At 32.7% G+C, this 16,756-nt stretch carries 11 protein-coding genes; 6 read left to right on the top strand and 5 right to left on the bottom strand.

Annotation, left to right across the window (positions count from 1 at the left end; translation table 11 throughout):
* Nucleotides 1-431 precede the first annotated feature (431 nt).
* The 4 genes from Dongsha4_RS06405 to trmB all read right to left on the bottom strand — a co-directional run bounded on the left by Dongsha4_RS06405 (nucleotide 432) and on the right by trmB (nucleotide 3,503).
* Nucleotides 432-1,331 carry a LysR family transcriptional regulator gene (locus tag Dongsha4_RS06405; protein WP_330204872.1) on the bottom strand — a complete coding sequence of 300 codons (900 nt, stop codon included), beginning with the start codon at nucleotides 1,329-1,331 and terminating at the stop codon, nucleotides 432-434.
* Nucleotides 1,332-1,566: 235 nt separating this feature from the next.
* On the bottom strand, nucleotides 1,567-2,040 hold the full coding sequence (gene tadA / locus Dongsha4_RS06400) for a tRNA adenosine(34) deaminase TadA (protein WP_330204871.1): 474 nt from the start codon (nucleotides 2,038-2,040) through the stop codon (nucleotides 1,567-1,569).
* A gap of 146 nt (nucleotides 2,041-2,186) precedes the next feature.
* A complete protein-coding gene (locus Dongsha4_RS06395) occupies nucleotides 2,187-2,756 on the bottom strand; it encodes a DUF3611 family protein (protein ID WP_330204870.1) in 570 nt (189 codons plus the stop codon).
* 111 nt (nucleotides 2,757-2,867) lie between these two features.
* A complete protein-coding gene (trmB, locus tag Dongsha4_RS06390; protein WP_330204869.1) occupies nucleotides 2,868-3,503 on the bottom strand; it encodes a tRNA (guanosine(46)-N7)-methyltransferase TrmB in 636 nt (211 codons plus the stop codon).
* A 46-nt stretch (nucleotides 3,504-3,549) separates the two neighbouring features.
* Between trmB and Dongsha4_RS06385 the strand changes: the two genes are divergently transcribed.
* From Dongsha4_RS06385 to murJ, 4 genes are all read left to right on the top strand, one after another.
* Complete coding sequence (locus Dongsha4_RS06385; protein WP_330204868.1) at nucleotides 3,550-4,632, top strand: metallophosphoesterase family protein; 1,083 nt, start codon at nucleotides 3,550-3,552, stop codon at nucleotides 4,630-4,632.
* Between the two features lie 309 nt (nucleotides 4,633-4,941).
* Nucleotides 4,942-7,209: a hybrid sensor histidine kinase/response regulator gene (locus Dongsha4_RS06380; protein ID WP_330204867.1), complete on the top strand. Its 2,268-nt coding sequence runs from the start codon at nucleotides 4,942-4,944 to the stop codon at nucleotides 7,207-7,209.
* 56 nt (nucleotides 7,210-7,265) lie between these two features.
* Nucleotides 7,266-7,718 carry a tRNA (cytidine(34)-2'-O)-methyltransferase gene (locus Dongsha4_RS06375; protein ID WP_015220763.1) on the top strand — a complete coding sequence of 151 codons (453 nt, stop codon included), beginning with the start codon at nucleotides 7,266-7,268 and terminating at the stop codon, nucleotides 7,716-7,718.
* A gap of 64 nt (nucleotides 7,719-7,782) precedes the next feature.
* Nucleotides 7,783-9,378, top strand: coding sequence for a murein biosynthesis integral membrane protein MurJ (gene murJ, locus Dongsha4_RS06370; RefSeq protein WP_330204866.1), 1,596 nt, complete (start codon nucleotides 7,783-7,785; stop codon nucleotides 9,376-9,378).
* 59 nt (nucleotides 9,379-9,437) lie between these two features.
* Here murJ and Dongsha4_RS06365 read toward each other — a convergent pair whose 3' ends face one another.
* Entirely contained in the window at nucleotides 9,438-9,623 is a 186-nt protein-coding gene (locus Dongsha4_RS06365; protein WP_015220761.1) for a DUF3285 domain-containing protein, read from the bottom strand.
* A gap of 294 nt (nucleotides 9,624-9,917) precedes the next feature.
* Here Dongsha4_RS06365 and Dongsha4_RS06360 point away from each other — a divergent pair, with 294 nt between their 5' ends.
* A complete protein-coding gene (locus Dongsha4_RS06360) occupies nucleotides 9,918-10,595 on the top strand; it encodes a beta-carotene isomerase domain-containing protein (RefSeq protein WP_330204865.1) in 678 nt (225 codons plus the stop codon).
* 206 nt (nucleotides 10,596-10,801) lie between these two features.
* On the top strand, nucleotides 10,802-16,624 hold the full coding sequence (locus tag Dongsha4_RS06355; RefSeq protein WP_330204864.1) for a PAS domain S-box protein: 5,823 nt from the start codon (nucleotides 10,802-10,804) through the stop codon (nucleotides 16,622-16,624).
* Nucleotides 16,625-16,756: the final 132 nt, after the last annotated feature.

Below are 16,756 nucleotides of genomic sequence, written 5' to 3'. Positions count from 1 at the left end.
TCTTTCTTCTGTCCAACTTTTTGGATAAGAATTATTTTATACTAGACATCAAAATAATAAATAAGAGTATTTTTACCTAGTCTGTTTAAGGAAAAGTAAACTCATTTCTTTTGAAAATACAAAAAGACACAAGCGCACAATTATTATTCAAATAAGCTATCATACTTATTCAAAAATAATAATTTTCTTGAATCTATCAAGAGCAAAAATATGGACTTTCATCGCTAAAAATTAGAAATCTGCTTTTAGCACTTGAGTATTACTATCTCTTTTGTGCTACTATAAATATAAAATAAAAACTCTATCGCACTCAAGAGAATTTATAGCTATTAAATAGCTTTAAATATGTTGATATAAAAATACTTGATTTAAAATAAGCGGTAAATTTAAGGAATAGTTAAAACACAGTCTAAGTGCTTTTCATTAAATATTTAAACCTCCATTAACTGGGTTCTATCTAATAAGAAATCGAGGAAAGTTTGTGCGATAACTGATAATTGTTTTCCACTCAAATAGTTAATATACCAGTGTCGAGAAATGGGAAAATGTTGAACATCTAAAATAGTTAAATCCTCATGACAAGCAGTAGTTAGGGTATGTTTAGACAATACAGAAATTCCTAAATCACCTAAAATTGCTTGTTTAATTGCCTCATTACTACCTAATTCCAATCGCACCTTAACACTGATATTATGCTCCTTGAACAAATTTTGTACAGCTTGACGTGTACCCGAACCAGATTCGCGCATAATAAAAGGATAAGATTGTAAATCCTCAAGAGAAATATTTTGACGGGTAGCCAAAGGATGATCCTTTCTTGCTATCATAACTAAGGGATTATCAATAAAAGGTTGACTTTTTAAATCCATATCCTCTGGCGGTTGACTTAAAATATATAAATCATCTTGATTATTACTCATCCTTTGTTGCATCTGCTCATGATTTGTAACTTGTAGAGCGACATCAATATTTGGATAGAGTTGACAAAAAGCCCCTAAAATACGAGGCATAAAATAGGTAGCTGTAGTAATCACGGATAAACGTAATTTACCTTCTTTCGTGCCTTTTAAATCAGCGACTTTCATCTCAAAGTTTTCCAACTGAGAAAAGACATCTTGACAGGTTTTTAATAATTCTTTTCCCGCATCGGTGAGATAAAGTTGCTTGCCAATTTGTTCAAATAAAGGTAAACCAACGGTTTTTGTTAACTGCTTCACTTGACTAGATACGGTGGGTTGGGTTATTTCTAACTCCTCTGCGGCTTTGGTAAAACTGCCTAGTCTCGCAGTGGTTTCAAATACTTTTAATTGATGTAGGGTGGCTTGTATCAAACATCTATCTCCTTATCTATTGACCTTTGTTAATCCATAATAATCAATGGATAGATTTTTGTCAATATCAAATCAAGAGAGAATAAGAGGTAATGGATGGTTAGAGAGATAGGGGGATAAGGGGATGAGGGGAGGGTTGAGAGGGAGAAATAATTAATGAGTAATGAGGATGAGAGTTAAGAGTTAGGATTTAATAGTTAGAAGTTATTAATTATTTACTTTTGTCCATTGCCCTTTACTCTTTACCTTGTCTTAATTGATTAAACCATGATTTCAATAAATCTCCACAGGCGACTGCTTGAATTCCTGCAAAAACTTGTAAGCGATGGTTAGAAACTTCACTGTCTGGAATGTTTAAAATAGTGCGCACTGCACCTGTTTTGAAATCATCTACCCCATAAACAAGAGTTTTGATTCTAGCTTGAATGATTGCACCAATACACATGGGACATGGTTCAAGAGTGACATATAATGTACAATTATCTAAACGCCACTTGCCTAACTTTTGATTAGCTTGATTTATCGCTAAAATTTCTGCATGGGCGATCGCACTTTTTTGTAGTTCTTTCTGATTACTCGCTTTTGCAATTAAATTATTGTGATTATCGACAATTATCGCCCCAACAGGAATATCTCCTCTATCTCCTGCTTCTTTTGCCATAATTAAGGCTTGACTCATCCAATATTGATGATTTTCTAATTCTTCCATGATGTTGAAATAAATAAGTAGGAGTCAGAAGGAAGTAATAAGTAGAGGGAGAGGGTGAGAGGAGAAGATAAGGGCTTAGGGTGTTAGGGATTTTGAATTATTAATTATCAACTATTAATTATCAATTATTCACCATTCACTACAGACTAATTGCTGATGCGATCGAGTAAGATTAAAGATGTCACAATACCTGTAAAATGGGCAGTAATAGTATTAGTATTTGCCTGAATAATCAATAAATCAAGAGAGTTAACAAACTGTTGAGGGTTAGGGCTAATTAATTGAGGTGCTAGAGTTAATAACTTTGCCAAAGCCAAGCCTACTAGAGTTTCCGCCCCAATAATAGCAAACAGCATTCCCACTAAATTAAAAATCAAACCAATTCTTATTAAACGTATCGTTTCCGACTTCTTAGGACGTAGAGCAGGATCTCGATTTTCTATTTTCCTGCCTATTTTACCATAACGGAAAGCTAAAACAATAGCAACCGTTAATAACAATACACTGATAAAAGCCGAAAAAATGCCAAACTGAATACCCCTAGTATTTTCTTTCGCTTCAAATAACGCAGGTGTTGCAAAAAGAAGCGTGACTGCAGAAATAATCCCCAAGACTAGCTGTAACCAAAAACTCCAAAATCCCCACAGTTGGAGATTCCTAGACACTTTTTGAATTGCTGGAGGCAAAGATTGAGTAATTTGTGATTCTCTAGTCATGTTGGTTATTACACTAGGATTATTAAGGCAAGAAAAAGCCGTTAAAAAATACGAATTATATTCTTCTTAAGTATAACTTGAGATTAACAATAAATTATCAGCTAGTTTGCCTTATTTCATCATCATAACTGCACGATAAACATTTTCACCTTTATTCAAGGTAGCAATTTCCCTTTCTGTCATTATTCCTAAAGGATTTTCTGACAACCAAATATCAGGGGAGAGAGAGATAAAATTAGGATTTTCTAAAAATATCTGGCACATTTCCTCTGCTAATTCTTTTATGTCAGATTGAATAAAAATACGTCCATCCTTTCTCAAAAATTTAGCTAAAATTTTCACTATCTCAGGTTGTACCACTCTACGCTTATGATGTTTCTTCTTAAACCAAGGATCAGGAAATTGAATCATAACTAATTCTAAACTATTCGGAGGTAAAGAAGTCAATAGTTGTTCTAAAGAAGAATTAATATTAGCGAATAGATAATGAAGATTGGTAAGATTATGATCAGTTTTCATCTCATTAGCTTCATCCACTAAAGCCTCTCTGATTTCTATACCCAAATAGTTTTTCTCAGGATATTGTTGTGCCATCTGTAATAAAAAACGCCCCCTTGCACAACCTAAATCAAGATAAAAAGGCAAGGATAGATTAGAATATACTTGACTCCAATCAGGGAAAGAAATAGATTGTTGATATTTACTACTTAGGGGATTAACGTGTTGACGCACTCTCACTCTAGCCAATGAATTTTCCTCCTTAATCTTGACGTTATCTTTATTTTCAATTTTTATGAATATTCGTTTTGCTATTGCTAGTGATTTACATATTGCCTTGCCAGAAACTATTGATGCTGAGGCTAAACGTTTTCATTTAACTCAATTCAGCATACCAGCCTTAGAAGTAGTTTTACAACATCTCCAAAATCTGAATTTAGATTTTCTTCTTTTGCCGGGGGATTTAACTCAAGATGGGGAAATACTTAATCATTGTTGGCTGAAGACTCAACTGGAAAAATTACCCTTCCCTGTGTATGTGATACCGGGTAATCATGATATACCTAGCATAAATGGCAATGAAGATATAATTGCTTTTCAAGATTTTCCTCTGTATTATCAAAAGTGCGGTTATCAGAGTGCGACAAAGAATCTTGACTATACTTGTGAGATTGCACCCAATTTACAGTTAGTAGCTTTAAATTCTAACAATTTCGATCGAGGTGGTAAACAGCAAGGGTATTTAAAAGATGAGCAATTTTCATGGTTAGAACAAACTTTAGCTAATCTTACCGATAAATTAGTTTTGTTGATGATACATCATAATGTAATTGAGCATTTACCTCAACAGTCAACTCATATTCTCGGAAGACGATATATGTTAGATAATGCCCCTCGTTTATTGTCTATTTTAGAAAAGTATGGAGTAAAGTTGATTTTTACAGGACATTTACATATTCAAGATGTTGCTAAGTATGGGGATATACAAGAAATTACTACTGGCTCATTAATCACCTACCCTCATCCTTACCGCATTCTGTCATTGACACGGGACAGGCTAATTATTGAGTCTCATCATATCACAAAACTGCCGGAAATGGATAATTTAGCCGAATTTTCTCAAAAATGGATGGGCGATCGCTCTTTTTCTTTTATGATGATGATGTTAACCTCTCCTCCTCTCAATCTCAAAGAAGAGGAAGCGAAAAAGTATGCACCTATATTAAGAAATTTTTGGGCTGACATTGCCCATGGTGATAAACAATTTGACTTTCCCCAATTTCCCCCAGAAATAAATAAATATTTTCAAGCATTTGGTGCTGTCGATGAACAGGGAAAACCCGTTAAGAAGGATAATAATACTATAATTGAACTGTGACTTTAAGGTGATATTTCAAGAATTACCAAGAAACGTTATCCTCTAATTTTACTGGTTTAATCTTTACATTTTTATTTATTTATTTTCTTGATAAGGAATTATTTAGTTGAAATTAATAGTTCTATTGAATAATAACTCATAGTCTGTTACTATTAGCTTACTTAATAAGTAAAAAATCTTAACTAAAATATAGTTTAATCTTTAGAAAAGATTACAGTTTATCCAAAATAAAAAAAAAGAAGACATCATAATAATAGATAACTATGGTTGAGGCTGGTCAAACAAAATTCTTGGCACAAATTCTTATTAATGTTTATTTCTAATCAATCCTTAATTAGCATCATCATCTCTCATCCTATATTTACTAAAATATCTCATCTTTGGCGAGAATTAGTAAAAGAGAATTGTCATGGTGTAATGTACTTGAATGAAGAAAATTTAACTAATGCCAAAAATATTAGAAATAAAGGGCAAAAATTTCATAGCTTTCAACTCTTTATATCCGAAGAATTGCAGTGTCTTTTAATAGTTGAAAAACAAATTAATGAGCTATATTATCAAATAACTATCACTTTAGAAACAGAAGAAATATTAGACTTTTTGGAAATTAGTCAGTCAGAATTATCTATTTCCAACGAAGAATTAATTAATATCAAAACTATTCTTCAACATAAAAATAATTATCATATTATTAAACAAAATTTTATTTTTTCCCTGCTCAAAATTCTCACAGAACCTTTAGAGTTACAAGAAAGTTATGTTAACGAACATTATCAAAGTCAACCCATAGAAGTTATTTTAAGAAATAAGATAGCCCAAGAAAGAATTATTAGACAAGTAACTCAACAAATTCAGCAGGATTTAGACCCATTAATTATCGTTAAAATGACCATTGAACAAGTGCAGTCATTATTACAACTCGATCGCCTTTTAGTATATCAAATAAATGTCCCCGTCAGAGAAAAATCAGAAAATAATATTAGTTTTATTGACACCGTAACCTACGAAGCAAAAGCATCCAATGTAATTCCCTCCGTTTTAAATTTTCATGAAGAAAGTTGCTTTCATAATAACCAAGAATTTCAAAAAAAATATTTAGAAGGATATACTTTAGTTATTGATAATATCCATGAATCAAACACAGATATTTGCTTAAAAATGATGATGGAAAAATTAGGAGTAAAAGCAAAAGTTGTTATTCCTATTATTGTCAAAAATCAACTATGGGGTTTATTAATTGCCCACCAATGTTTTACTATTAGAAAATGGAAAAATAGTGAAATTAAATTTCTCAAAAATATTGCCGAATATTTATCTTTAGCTATATATCAATATAACTCCTATCAAAAACTAGAAGAACAAAAAAATTTACTAGAACAACAAATAGAAAAAAAAGCAAAACAATTACAAGATGCCTTAGTAGTGGCACAAATAGCCCATCAATCCAAAACAGAATTTTTAGGAAGTATTAGCCATGAATTGAGAACTCCTTTAACTTGTATTATTGGTTTGTCAGGCACACTACTACACTGGTCAAAAGAGAAAAAAAGAGAGAATTTATCCCCAGAAAAACAAGTTAGATACTTACAAATTATTCAAGATAGTGGTAGAAAACTGCTTCAATTAATTAATAATATGCTCGATTTTGCTGACTTAGAAGCAGGGAAATCTCTATTATATATTGAAAGAATTTCTTTAGAAAATTTGAGCAAATTTGTTTATATTTCAGGTTTAGAAATAGCTAAAAATCAAGGCATTAAAGTAAGACTAGATTATCAAGTAGCTCCAGAATTAGATGTATTTTATGCTGATGAAGAAAGACTATATCAAATATTATTAAATCTGGTAGATAATGCCATTAAATTTACTCCTAGTGGAGGACAAGTTATCATTAGAGTCATGAGAAATCAACATCAAGCCATTTTTCAAGTAGAAGATACAGGCATTGGTATTGACAAAAAACAAATTCCCTTATTATTTACTGAATTTCAACAGCTAGAAAATTATCGTAGTCGCAGTTATTCTGGCACAGGTTTAGGATTAGCATTGACTAAGCATTTGGTGGAATTACACGGAGGAATGATTGAAGTAGAATCTGTGATTGGAAGTGGTTCAACTTTCACCGTTTTTTTACCCAATTACGAACAAAAAAATAGTCTGAAAAATGAATGTAATCAGAATATTATCAATAAATCTAAAATTAATAAAACCATTGCAATTATTTGTGATGATGAAGAAGTCGGTACATTTCTGTGTGAGTTATTAACCGCCGCCGATTATCAAGTAATTTGGCTAGTAGATGTTCAAGAAGCCATTAGTAGAATTAACTTAATTAATCCTGCGATCGTAATTTTACAACAAGAGCAAGATACTTATTTAACTATTGCCGAAAATATCAAATCTCAAGCCGATTATCCCCTCTATCTAATAGTCATAAAAGACCAAATACAGGGAAATGAGTGGGAAAATTTAGTAAGCTCAGGTATTGATGAATATTTGCTCAAACCTTTACAGCCTCGCATCTTTCTCAAAAAAATCAATCAAGTGATTAATCAGCATTGTTGCTTAGAAGATTGACAACTCACCATAACTTAACTATTAATTATTAATTGTTCATTATCTATTGTCATACTATGCCCAGAGTTGTCTTAGTGCATCCTCAGATTCCCCCTAATACTGGTAATATTGCCAGAACTTGTGCCGCTACAGAAACCGAATTACACTTAGTTGCACCTTTAGGATTTGAAATAAGCGATCGCACCTTAAAAAGAGCTGGACTAGATTACTGGCCTCATGTAAAATTAACATACCATTCTAGTGCCTCAGAGTTTTTACAATTTGCCAAAGAAAAAGGAGGAAGAATAATAGGCTTAAGCGTTAGGGGAAAAGAAAACTACCTCAAATGTCAATATCAAGAAGACGATTGGTTACTATTTGGTAGTGAAATAGACGGCTTACCACCATTTGTATTAAAAGAATGTGACTTAACCTCTTATATCACCATGAAAAGCAACAATGTGCGCAGCTTAAACTTATCCGTCAGTGTTTCTGTGGTTTTATTTGAATCGATACGCCAATTAAGCTAAAGACTATATTATATATCCCCTGACCATTATAATAATAGACCAAATAGTTATTAATTTTAATGGTGTGAATAAAAAAGGGAAAAAATCCTTAGCAGGAATAGCGGGAATCGTGGCAGTTGCTACCCTCATCAGCAAACTATTCGGCTTAGTCAGAGAGCAAATTGTTGCCGCCGCTTTTGGGATAGGCCCCGTTGTTAATGCTTATGCTTACGCTTATGTTATCCCCGGATTTCTTTTAATCCTTCTAGGAGGCATTAATGGGCCATTTCATAGTGCCTTAGTGAGTGTTTTAGCCAAAAAAGATCAAAAATCCGCCGCCCCTCTCATCGAAACCATCACAACCCTAGTTAGCGGCATTTTACTCTTAGTTACGGTTATTTTAATCATCTATGCAGACAAATTTATCGACTTACTCGCCCCCGGATTAGAAAGCAACGTCCGAGAAATGGCGATTCTACAATTACAAATTATGGCACCTCTGGCAATTTTTGCAGGATTAATTGGCATTGGTTTTGGTAGTCTTAACGCTTCAGATCAATATTGGCTACCCAGTATTAGCCCTCTATTTTCTAGTTTAACAATAGTTGTAGGTGTTGGCGGACTATTTTGGTTTTTAGGCGAAAAAATTAACACCCCTGAATACTTACAATGGGGTAGCATCATGTTAGCAGGTACAACCCTAGTTGGTGGTGTTTGGCAGTGGTTAGCACAACAAACCGCCCAAATAAAAAGCGGTATCAGCACCCTCAAGCTAAGATTTAACTTTCGTCAAGAAGGAGTTAACGAAGTTGTTAAAGTTATGGCGCCTGCGACTTTATCTTCTGGGATGTTGCATATTAATGTTTATACAGACTTATATTTTGCTTCTTATATTGAAAATGCGGCGGCGGCAATGCGTTACGCCAACTTTATCGTTTTAACTCCATTGGGTATTATTTCTAACATGATTTTAGTACCTTTTTTACCCATTTTTTCTCGTTTAGCGAGTCCAGAAAATTGGGACGAATTAAAGTTAAGAATTAGACAGGGTTTAATTTTAACAGCTTTAACAATGCTACCTTTAACTGCAATTTTTGTCGCCTTATCTCAGCCTATTGTTGCCCTGATTTACGAGAGAGGGGTGTTTAAATCTTCTGCTTCTGCCATTGTTGCCCCTGTTTTATTTGCCTATGGTGTAGGGATGTTTTTTTATCTAGCTAGAGATGTTTTAGTAAGGGTTTTTTATGCTTTAGGAGATGGACAAACTCCCTTTAAAATTAGTATTATTAATATTTTTATTAACGTTATTTTAGATTATTTTTTAGTCAAGAGCTTTGCAACCCAAGGATTAGTTTTTGCCACTATTGGAGTCAATGTTTTTTCTATGATAATTATGTTATTTATTTTAAATAAAAGACTTAATGGCTTACCATTAAAAGAATGGAGTGGGATATTTTTAGGCTTAATTTTGGCTACTATTATCTCAGGTTTTAGTTGTTGGGGATTTTACGGTTTCATATCCTCTTTTTTGCTCAAAGAAAGTCTATTATTACAAGGTGTTAATTTACTTTTTTCTTGTTTAATTGCTTTAGGGATATTTTTATTATTTACTATTCCTTTAAAGTTACCAGAGTTGAGTATCTTATTAAGTAAAATTAATGCCAAAATTTCTAAGTCTTAATTGAAAACTTTTGATTACTCATTCTTAATTTAATTATTTCCTAATCCCTTATTCTATTTTTAACGAGTTAAGTAAGAAATTCCCACAAGAAAAACTAATAAGCCAAATGTAGTTAGGAAAAAGTGTTTTAATGATGTTCCTCTTTTTTTTACCATGTTACGCATAGCTAATTTAACATAGCTATCTTTTCCTTTTTCTTGGGAATTGTCGATGTTTTCTGGTTCAATTTTACTAGAATTAGTCATAGTTAATATGAATTGGATATTTTCCTATAATTGTTTTTTAGCGTTGCTGAATTAAGGTCTGATTTTTAGCTTAGATTGGGAATAAAGAATGGGCAAGGTGAATAGTTGATAATTAAGAATTAAGAATTAAAAACTCCTAACTCTCATTACTCATTACTCCCCTAAACCTGAAACCTGCCACCTACAACCTTTTTTTAACTTATTCTATTCTAACCTGAGCAAGAATATTAACAAGTTTGGGCAAGAGACTTAAGATAGGATTAATGTTATTAGGAATAATCGGATAATTATTTTATGAATGTTACAGACAAAACAGAATATAAAGATAACTGGTTTGATAAACTATTTATTGCTTTGTTTTCCCGAAAAATGGCGAAGGCGGTAGGAAAAAAGAGTCAAAAGAAAGGTTATGAGGGTTTTGTAGATTTGTCGATGCAAATAATGGAAGGGCGAAATTCTCAACAACAACAGGAGTTAGTGGCTATTGTTTTACAATCTCTTGTGCCTTCTCCTGTTTTATTTTTAATTCGTAATCTCTTTTCTCCTACTAAGTGGGTATGTGAATCTAATGCTTGGTTTGCGACGGTTTTGTTTGAGTGGTTGGTGGGGGAATCAGAAATTAGAGAGGCGGAGGTTGTGACGGAGGATAATCAAGTAAGAATACAGAAAAGCGGTGTTTATATCAAAAAATGTCGTTACTTGGAAGCCAGTGGATGTGTGGGAATGTGCGTGAATATGTGTAAATTACCCACTCAAGAGTTTTTTACAAAGTCTTTTGGTATTCCTTTGACTATGACTCCTAATTTTGATGATTTTAGTTGTGAGATGGTTTTTGGGCAAGTGCCTCCTGCTTTTGAGGATGAGGAGGCTAGTAGGCAGTCTTGTTTAAAACATATTTGTCCTACAGCTAGTGTCACAAGTCAACCTTGTCATAAGTTGGGGGTTGATGAAAAAGTGGTGTCGCTGGGGTAGGCAATGGGCAACGGGCAATGGTATAGAAAAATTGAATCTAATAAATTTGGGAATTGCTATCTGGTTTTTTCTCGATAAAATAAAAAGTCTCCATTACTATAAGGTGTGACTAAGTTAATCGCAAATATTTGTTAAAATCTCGTCATAACTTAAATGGGATTGTTATAGTGTGAGTAAATTGAATAGGATTTTTATGCTTTTTCAAAATGTCTCACTCTAGTGATCATCCCGTCTTAATTTTAGATAATTACCAGTATTCTTTGCATTCTTTGAGGGTAATTCTTGAGGAAAATAATATTACTTATTTACATTTTCACACTGAGCAAGATATTTGTAATTATCTACAAGAAATTAATGATATTCCTATTATTTTTACTAGCTTTATTGAGTCTTTTTTTGATTTAAAAAATAAAATAAATTCTTCTAATTTTTTCTTAGAAAATGAGCAAGTTTTTATAGCATTTATAAGTGATGATTACCAGAATAAGGAACTCGCTTTTAAATTAGGTGCGATCGAATTTTTGACTGAGCCTTTATGTAAGGAAGAAATATTAACTAAAATATCCTATTGGCAAGAGTTGTCAACTTGTAAAAATATCAAACTAAATTCATCTATCCTTAATGAAGGAATAAAAGAAAAAGAATGTAATAGTAAAACAGGAAAATATGAGAAAGAAAAGAGTATTTTAACAGAGTGTGAAAAACGTTTTAATAGTGTAATTCAATTAATTGATGGGTGGTTTTGGGAAGTTAATTTGGAAGGAATTTTTACTTATGTAAGTCCTAAAATTGAAGAGCATTTAGGCTTAAAATCAGAACAATTAATCGGAAAAAGTATTTTTGAAATTATTGAAGAATCAGATAGAGAAGAAATGCAAAAAACTTGGGATGACTTATTAAAAAATCCTCGGTTTTTTCACCGTATTAAACGCTATTATTTATTGCCTATACAACAATATATTTGGTTAGATTCTAAAGGATTACCTATTTTTAACCAAGAGGGAAAATTACTCGGTTTTAGAGGTATAGAAGATAATATAACCTCAAGGAAACAAACAGAACAAGAGATAAAAGAAAGTAAGCAAAAATTGGAACTTATCACCGAAACTATTAATGATGTGTTTTGGATGATGAATTGGTATCAAAAGCAAACATTATATGTCAGTAACGCATTTGAAGATATTTGGCAACATTCTTGTGAGGAATTATATCAAAATTATAGCATTTGGTTAGAAAGTGTCCATCCTGAAGATCGCGCCAGAGTTGAAAAAGCCTTTGCAGAAGTAGTTGATAAAGGAATTTATCATGAGGAATTTCGCATTATTCGCCCCAATGGTGATATTCGCTGGATTGAAGATAGAGGCTATCCTATCAACGATACTTTAACGAAAGAATTATTTATTGTTGGTTGTGCAAGGGATATAAGTGAGAGTAAATTTGCTCAATTAGCTTTGGAAGAGTCAGAAAAATTACACCGCATGATATTGAATAATATCTCTGATACTGTTTTTTTAAGTGATAAACAAGGCAATCTTACTTTTATTTGTCCTAATGTGCATTTTATTTTTGAATATTCTTGGGAAGAAGTGGAAGCCATGAAGAATGTCAAACAATTGCTAGGAGAAAATATTTATGATTTAGATACTTTGGAAAAACAAGAAGAAATAAACAATATAGAAATAGTAGTAAAAGATAAATTTAATCGGGAGCATTATTTATTACTCAATGTCAAATTATTTCCCCAAGAAGAAGGAATTATTCTTTACTCAGCAAGGGATGTTACTAAAAAAAGAGAAATAGAAAGTGAAAAACAAGCACTAAAACGCAGAAATGAAACTCTTGTTAAAACTTTAGGAGAAATAGTTTATGAGCATGATGTAACTAATCATGAGATTATTTGGGATGGTGCATATACAGAGTTATTAGGTTATTTACCCGAAGAAATTGGCATATCAGAAACTTTCTGGCTTGAGAGAATTCATCCTGATGATTTGGCTATAGTTAATGCTGAATTAAGCCCTAATCCTATTCCTGAGCGTTTTTTCTCCCTTGAATATCGACTTCAAACCAAAAATGATGACTATCTTTGGGTATTAGATAGAGGCATTATGGAGTATGACGGCGGGGGAAACTTGAAAAAAGTCACAGGTGTTGTGATGAATATATGCGATCGCAAACGTGTTGAATTAGCCATTCGTCATATAGCAAAAGCCGTTTCCTTTAAATCAGAAGAAACTTTTTTTCAATCTCTAGTAAAATACCTAGCCGAAGTTTTACAAGCAGACGTTGTTTTTCTCTCAGAAATACATCCCGAAATACCCGATTTTGCCACCACATTGGTTTGTTATCATAATCAAGAATTCCAAGCAAACTTCAGTTACCAAGTCAACAATACTCCCTGTCAACAAGTTATATATAGTGAAAATCCTAGCTTCTGTCTATATTCTGACAACATTCAAAGAGAATATCCTCATAGCTTACTACTGCAAACCATTCATGCTCAAACCTATATGGGTATGGGCTTATTTGACAGCAATCAAAAACCCATTGGCTGTTTAGTTGCCCTAAGTAGCAAGTCTATCCCCAACACATCCATTAATCGAGAAATTTTCCAGATATTTGCCTCTAGTGCTTCAGGAGAATTAGAAAGAAGAAAAGCCAGATTGCAATTAGAAGAATTTAATCAACAGTTAGAAGCCAACGTAAAACAACGCACCCTTGAATTGGAAGAAGCGAAAGAAAATGCCGAAGAAAAAGCGATCGCATTGCGCTATCTTAATGAAATAGAAAGATTACTCTCGGATATTTCTACCAGTCTATTCATGGTAGAAGCCGAAAAAGTTGATGAGTATATTAATGATGCGTTAACAGCTATTGCTTTATTCTTGAAAGTAGAGCAAATTACCATTTTTGAGTTTGATAAAGGAAATGAAACTTTTTGTTTATCCCATCAAAGTCAATCATCCTTAATTCATCAAGATTTGAGAGAATGGCACATATCCACCCGTGTAATTTCATGGCTAGTTAATCAACTGCAAACCAAATGGATAGTTATGATTAACTCGGCAGAGGATTTACCAGAGTTAGCCGTTAATGAGAGAATGTTATTTGAGCAACTTAACCTCAAATCTTTTATTGCTTTACCCATCGAATTTTCTCGGCGAGTAGTCGGTTTTTTAACCGCAATCTCTGCAGAAAATCATCATGAATGGAATCAAGGAGAAACCAACTTACTACAGTTAACAGGAAAACTTTTTAGTAATGCCATTGCAAGGAAAAAATCAGAAACAGCCCTCAAAGAAACCCAAGAGGCTTTATTCGCCACCAATCAAGTTTTAATGGAAGAAGTAAAAGAAAGAGAAGCCCTATATAACAAGTTACAACAAAGTGAAACAAGATATAGAACATTATTTGAATCTTCCCATGATGCTTTATCCTTAATTGATGCTAAAACAGGGCAATATATAGACTGTAATGAAGCCTCCATCAGATTGCATGACTGCATTAATCGCACAGAATTTATCGGTAAAACTCCCCCTGACTTTTCCCCCCAACATCAGCCCAACGGTGAATTATCAGATAATTTAGCTTTTAAATATATTCGCCATGCCGCCAAAAATGGAGGATGTTTTTTCGAGTGGAGTTTACAAAAAAAAGACGGCACTATTTTCCCCTGCTTAGTTTCCCTTAGTGCTATTCCTAGCCAAAAAAATAAGATGGTTTTAGCTATTTCTCGTGATATTTCTGAAATCAAACGAGTACAACAAGAATTAGAACTAGCAAAAGAAGAAGCAGATTCTGCTAACAAAGCCAAAAGCGAGTTTTTAGCCAGTATGAGTCATGAAATTCGCACCCCCATGAATGCCATTCTTGGCTTTACCCATTTAGCATTAAAAGAGGAATTAAAAGAAAAGCAAAAAAGTTATTTAATCAAAATTCAAAAAGCCTGTGAGTCTTTATTGCTTATAATCAACGATATTCTCGACTTTTCCAAAATAGAAGCAGGAAAACTGGATTTAGAAACAAATAATTTTCTATTGGACAATATACTAACAGATGTTGCAAATTTACTGCATCCAAAAATTCAAGAAAAAGGACTAGAATTAGTTTTTGATATAGATGACCATTTAGATTGTAGTTTTTTGGGAGATTCTCTCCGTCTATCCCAAATCCTGACTAATTTAATTAATAACGCTATCAAATTTACCGAAAAAGGTCAAATTGTCGTAAAAGTGCGACAGGAAAAAATTGCCAAGGAAAAAATCACCCTATATTTTTGTGTAGAAGATACGGGAGTTGGTATTGCTAAAGATAAACTCTCTCTTCTATTCAAACCTTTTTCTCAAGCAGACAATTCCATTACTCGTAAATATGGCGGCACTGGTTTAGGATTAGTCATTAGCCGACGTTTAATTGAGATGATGGGAGGAAAAATTTGGGCAGAAAGTCAAGAAAATAAGGGTAGTAAGTTTCATTTCACCATCAATCTCAACAGAGGTGCTTCTACATCTAATCTTATTCCTCGTAATCTGTCTCACTTAACTTCTAATCCCATTTTAGTAGTTGATGACAATTCCATAACTCGTCAGGTAATTACTCGCTTTTTAGAATCCTTTTCCTTTGCTGTGAAAGCAGTTAACTCAGGATTAGAAGCCATTAAGGAATTAGAAAAAGGAGAAAAAGACTATAAATTAATTATTATCGATTGGCAAATGCCCTACCTCAATGGCATTGAAACTATCCAAGCTATTAAGGCTAATCCCTATATTGCGAATATCCCACCAATTTTAATGATAACAGCCCACCATATTAGTGAACTAGAGGAGTTAAAGAAAAAACAAGAGTTAAAACATTTTCTTAGTAAACCAGTTACCAAATCAAGTCTCTTTAATGCCATTCTCGAAGTATTTAATCGCAAAAGTTATCTCAAAGATACTTCGTGTGTCATGGTTAATTCCTATCCTTCTTTTCAATGTTTCCAGAATTGCCACCTTTTGCTAGTAGAAGACAATGAAATTAATCAAGAAATTGTAGTGGAATTGTTACGAGAAATTGATATAGATATAGCAAACAACGGCTTAGAAGCCCTAGAAAAAATTATGACTCAAAATTATGACGCTATATTAATGGATATATCTATGCCTGAAATGGATGGATTAGAAGCCACAAAAAGAATTAGAAAACTAGAAGGGGAATACTTCCAACAACTTCCCATTATTGCCATGACTGCCCATGCCATGACAGGAGATAAAGAATTAAGTCTCAAAGCAGGTATGAATGATCATATTACCAAACCTATTAACCCTAATCAACTAAAAGAAACTCTAATGCAGTGGCTACCTCAAAATAAAATAGAATCGGAAGAAACCAATAAATCTTCATCAACTTTTAAGTGTAACCAAAATGAAGATGTATATATTCCTCCCTTGGCAGAGATTAATATTGAAAACGCTTTACAACGTCTTGTGGGCAATAAGGAGTTATATCTAAGATTATTAAAACAATTCAATTCCCATAATTTTGTCAAAAAAGAATTGATAATCTCTGCTATTGCAAGAAATGATTATAGTAAAGCTAGAGAGATAGTTCATTCTATCAAAGGAACAGCAGGAAATATCGGTGCTGAAAATCTTTTTAATATTGCCCAAGAATTAGAGTCAGCATTAAAACAAGAAGACATTAAGAATATACCATCTTTAGCAGAAAAATTTTATCTATCTTTTGACTTAGTCATCAATTCCTTGCAAGAATTAGAAAATAAACCTCCACAGTCATCTGTAAATATAGTCAAAAATCAAAACATTGACTATGCACAAATAAAAGAATTATTAATTGAGATTATAAAAGTATCGGAAATAGACTTAATGGAGGCACAAAAGAAATTAGAAAAAGTCGAAACAATGGCACAAAATAGTGAAATAAGTATAAAAATAAAAGAAATTAGAACTAATTTTGATAACTTTAATTTAGAAAAAATGAATAAAAATATTAATTCATTACTCAATATTTTTCTAACAATTAATCATTAATATGGCTTTTCTACAGTTGTTATGATAAATTAAAGGCAAAAGATAAGAGTGTTAAAATATTATTTAATAATTGCAAGAGTGCCTTTCAGCCTACCCTAACCAATAATTTACACGACAAGAAGTAATATAGTT

This window comes from Cyanobacterium sp. Dongsha4 (genome assembly GCF_036345015.1).
Lineage (GTDB): Bacteria > Cyanobacteriota > Cyanobacteriia > Cyanobacteriales > Cyanobacteriaceae > PCC-10605.
This window is presented reverse-complemented; position numbering and strand designations above follow the sequence as displayed.

What these genes read in the sequence shown, in the direction of transcription:
- tadA (WP_330204871.1), bottom strand. Translation starts at nt 2,040, where the DNA reads ATGGAAGAATTAGAAAATCATCAATATTGGATGAGTCAAGCCTTAATT.
- Dongsha4_RS06395 (WP_330204870.1), bottom strand. Translation starts at nt 2,756, where the DNA reads ATGACTAGAGAATCACAAATTACTCAATCTTTGCCTCCAGCAATTCAA.
- Dongsha4_RS06380 (WP_330204867.1), top strand. Translation starts at nt 4,942, where the DNA reads ATGTTTATTTCTAATCAATCCTTAATTAGCATCATCATCTCTCATCCT.
- Dongsha4_RS06365 (WP_015220761.1), bottom strand. Translation starts at nt 9,623, where the DNA reads ATGACTAATTCTAGTAAAATTGAACCAGAAAACATCGACAATTCCCAA.
- Dongsha4_RS06360 (WP_330204865.1), top strand. Translation starts at nt 9,918, where the DNA reads ATGAATGTTACAGACAAAACAGAATATAAAGATAACTGGTTTGATAAA.
- Dongsha4_RS06375 (WP_015220763.1), top strand. Translation starts at nt 7,266, where the DNA reads ATGCCCAGAGTTGTCTTAGTGCATCCTCAGATTCCCCCTAATACTGGT.
- Dongsha4_RS06385 (WP_330204868.1), top strand. Translation starts at nt 3,550, where the DNA reads ATGAATATTCGTTTTGCTATTGCTAGTGATTTACATATTGCCTTGCCA.
- Dongsha4_RS06355 (WP_330204864.1), top strand. Translation starts at nt 10,802, where the DNA reads ATGTCTCACTCTAGTGATCATCCCGTCTTAATTTTAGATAATTACCAG.